Origin of the sequence: Dietzia sp. CW19 (genome assembly GCF_014145265.1) — a bacterium.
Taxonomy (GTDB): domain Bacteria; phylum Actinomycetota; class Actinomycetes; order Mycobacteriales; family Mycobacteriaceae; genus Dietzia; species Dietzia natronolimnaea.
Genome location: NZ_JAALEE010000560.1, coordinates 1 through 3,540, shown reverse-complemented (window position 1 = coordinate 3,540; position 3,540 = coordinate 1). Strand labels below are relative to the sequence as shown.

Here is a 3,540-nt window from a genome sequence, read left to right as displayed (position 1 = left end):
TGAAGTTGTGTTCGGCGGTGACCTACTCTCCCACACCCTCACGAGTGCAGTACCATCGGCGCTGGCAGGCTTAGCTTCCGGGTTCGGAATGGGACCGGGCGTTTCCCTGCCGCTATGGCCGCCGTAACTCTGTGAAACAAGGCCCGACCCGCGATCGAGACCGCGGATGGGTGTGTTGTTTCAGATACTGCACAGTGGACGCGTAACAAATTCTTTGGCTTGTTTGTGTGTAAGCCCTCGGCCGATTAGTACCGGTCACCTCCACGCATTGCTGCGCTTCCAGTTCCGGCCTATCAACCCCATGGTCTGTGGGGGGCCTTAACCACGCAAGGTGGTGAGAAACCTCATCTTGGAACAGGCTTCCCGCTTAGATGCTTTCAGCGGTTATCCCTTCCGAACGTAGCTAACCAGCGATGCTCCTGGTGGAACAACTGGCACACCAGAGGTTCGTCCGTCCCGGTCCTCTCGTACTAGGGACAGCTTTCCTCAAGTTTCTTACGCGCGCGGCGGATAGAGACCGAACTGTCTCACGACGTTCTAAACCCAGCTCGCGTGCCGCTTTAATGGGCGAACAGCCCAACCCTTGGGACCTACTCCAGCCCCAGGATGCGACGAGCCGACATCGAGGTGCCAAACCATCCCGTCGATATGGACTCTTGGGGAAGATCAGCCTGTTATCCCCGGGGTACCTTTTATCCGTTGAGCGACACCGCTTCCACTTGCCGGTGCCGGATCACTAGTCCCGACTTTCGTCCCTGCTCGACGTGTCAGTCTCACAGTCAAGCTCCCTTGTGCACTTGCACTCAACACCTGATTGCCATCCAGGCTGAGGGAACCTTTGGGCGCCTCCGTTACTCTTTAGGAGGCAACCGCCCCAGTTAAACTACCCACCAGGCACTGTCCCTAACCCAGATCATGGGCCGAGGTTAGACGTCCAATACGATCAGAGTGGTATTTCAACAACGACTCCACACACACTGGCGTGCATGCTTCACAGTCTCCCACCTATCCTACACAAACCGAATCGAACGCCAATACCAAGCTATAGTAAAGGTCCCGGGGTCTTTTCGTCCTGCCGCGCGTAACGAGCATCTTTACTCGTAGTGCAATTTCGCCGAGTCTGTGGTCGAGACAGCAGAGAAGTCGTTACGCCATTCGTGCAGGTCGGAACTTACCCGACAAGGAATTTCGCTACCTTAGGATGGTTATAGTTACCACCGCCGTTTACTGGGGCTTAAATTCTCAGCTTCGCCTTGCGGCTAACCGGTCCTCTTAACCTTCCAGCACCGGGCAGGCGTCAGTCCGTATACATCGACTTACGTCTTCGCACGGACCTGTGTTTTTAGTAAACAGTCGCTTCTCTCTGGTCTCTGCGACCACACCCAGCTCCCACCGTGAAGATGTTCACCGGGCATGGCCCCCCTTCTCCCGAAGTTACGGGGGTATTTTGCCGAGTTCCTTAACCACAGTTCTCTCGATCGCCTTGGTATTCTCTACCTGATCACCTGTGTCGGTTTGGGGTACGGGCCGTGTATGAACTCACTAGAGGCTTTTCTCGGCAGCATAGGATCACTGAATTCCCCACAACGGGTATGCATCAAGTCTCAGCCTTGATGTGACACGGATTTGCCTATGTCACGGCCTACACTCTTACACCAGTACAACCACTGACTGGCCCAGCTACCTTCCTGCGTCACCCCATCGCTTGGCTACTACCAGATCAGGTCCCGCGCATCCAGACCACGTCATCCCGAAGGATGCTCTAGGCCATTCAGGGCGGTTAGTATCACTGATTCACCATGGGCGCGCACACACGGGTACGGGAATATCAACCCGTTGTCCATCGACTACGCCTGTCGGCCTCGCCTTAGGTCCCGACTCACCCTGGGCAGATTAGCTTGACCCAGGAACCCTTGATCATTCGGCGGACGAGTTTCTCACTCGTCATTCGCTACTCATGCCTGCATTCTCACTCGTGTGGCCTCCACGCCTGGATCACTCCGACGCTTCTATGGCCACACGACGCTCCCCTACCCACCCACACACCTGCCCGGAGGAGGTTATTGTGTGAGTGCCGCGGCTTCGGCGGTGTACTTGAGCCCCGCTAAATTGTCGGCGCAGGACCACTTGACCAGTGAGCTATTACGCACTCTTTCAAGGGTGGCTGCTTCTAAGCCAACCTCCTGGCTGTCTCAGCGATCCCACATCCTTTTCCACTTAGTACACGCTTAGGGGCCTTAGCCGGCGATCTGGGCTGTTTCCCTCTCGACTATGAAGCTTATCCCCCACAGTCTCACTGCCGCACTCTCACACCTCGGCATTCGGAGTTTGGCTGACGTCAGTAACCTTGTAGGGCCCATCGGCCATCCAGTAGCTCTACCTCCGAGGTGAAACATGCGACGCTGCACCTAAATGCATTTCGGGGAGAACCAGCTATCACGGAGTTTGATTGGCCTTTCACCCCTACCCACAACTCATCCCCTCAGTTTTCAACCTAAGTGGGTTCGCGCCTCCACGACGTCTTACCGTCGCTTCACACTGGCCATGGGTAGATCACTCCGCTTCGGGTCTAGAGCATGCCACTATACTCGCCCTATTAGGACTCGCTTTCGCTACGGCTTCCCCACACGGGTTAACCTCGCGACATACCACTAACTCGCAGGCTCATTCTTCAAAAGGCACGCCATCAGCCCGAAAGCCTCTGACGGATTGTAAGCACACGGTTTCAGGTACTATTTCACTCCCCTCCCGGGGTACTTTTCACCATTCCCTCACGGTACTAATCCGCTATCGGTCACCAAGGAGTATTTAGGCTTACCGGGTGGTCCCGGCAGATTCACAGCAGATTTCACGGGCCCGCTGCTACTTGGGAACACAAATCGCCCAGCCACAAAGTTTTCAGGTACGGGACTCTCACCCTCTACGGCCGACCCTTCCAAGTCGTTCCCCTAACCCGCGGACTATCAAGCGCCTGATCCGGCAGAACCAGGACATCATGCCCCACAACACCACACACGCAACCCCTGCCGGGTATCACACGCATGCGGTTTAGCCTCTTCCGCGTTCGCTCGCCGCTACTGACGGAATCACTGTTGTTTTCTCTTCCTGCGGGTACTGAGATGTTTCACTTCCCCGCGTTCCCTCCACACACCCTATGTATTCAGATGTGGGTAACACGCCATCACGCGCGCTGGGTTCCCCCATTCGGACACCCTCGGATCACAGCTCGGTTGGCAGCTCCCCGAGGCTTATCGCAGCCTCCTACGTCCTTCATCGGCTCTTGGTGCCAAGGCATCCACCGTGTGCTCTTACACACTTACATTCACAAACAATTAAAGATGCTCGCGTCCACTGTGCAGTTCTCAAACAACACACACCAACCCCACCCACACCCCCAGCCAACCGGCCAAAAAGAGCATCTCGGGAATCAGTGCCATCAGAAACAACCCACACCCCCAACAACCAGGGATGCTCACGGTGCTGTCTCAGACACCCAACAGTGTGTTTTGTCCGAACCACGCTCCCCCCGACAACCAGCCC

2 rRNA genes are annotated in these 3,540 nt (G+C 56.0%); both read right to left on the bottom strand.

Annotation, left to right across the window (positions count from 1 at the left end):
- Window positions 1-9: 9 nt before the first annotated feature.
- Window positions 10-126, bottom strand: a 5S ribosomal RNA gene (gene rrf, locus G6021_RS16005).
- A gap of 99 nt (window positions 127-225) precedes the next feature.
- Window positions 226-3,322, bottom strand: a 23S ribosomal RNA gene (locus G6021_RS16000).
- Window positions 3,323-3,540 lie beyond the last annotated feature (218 nt).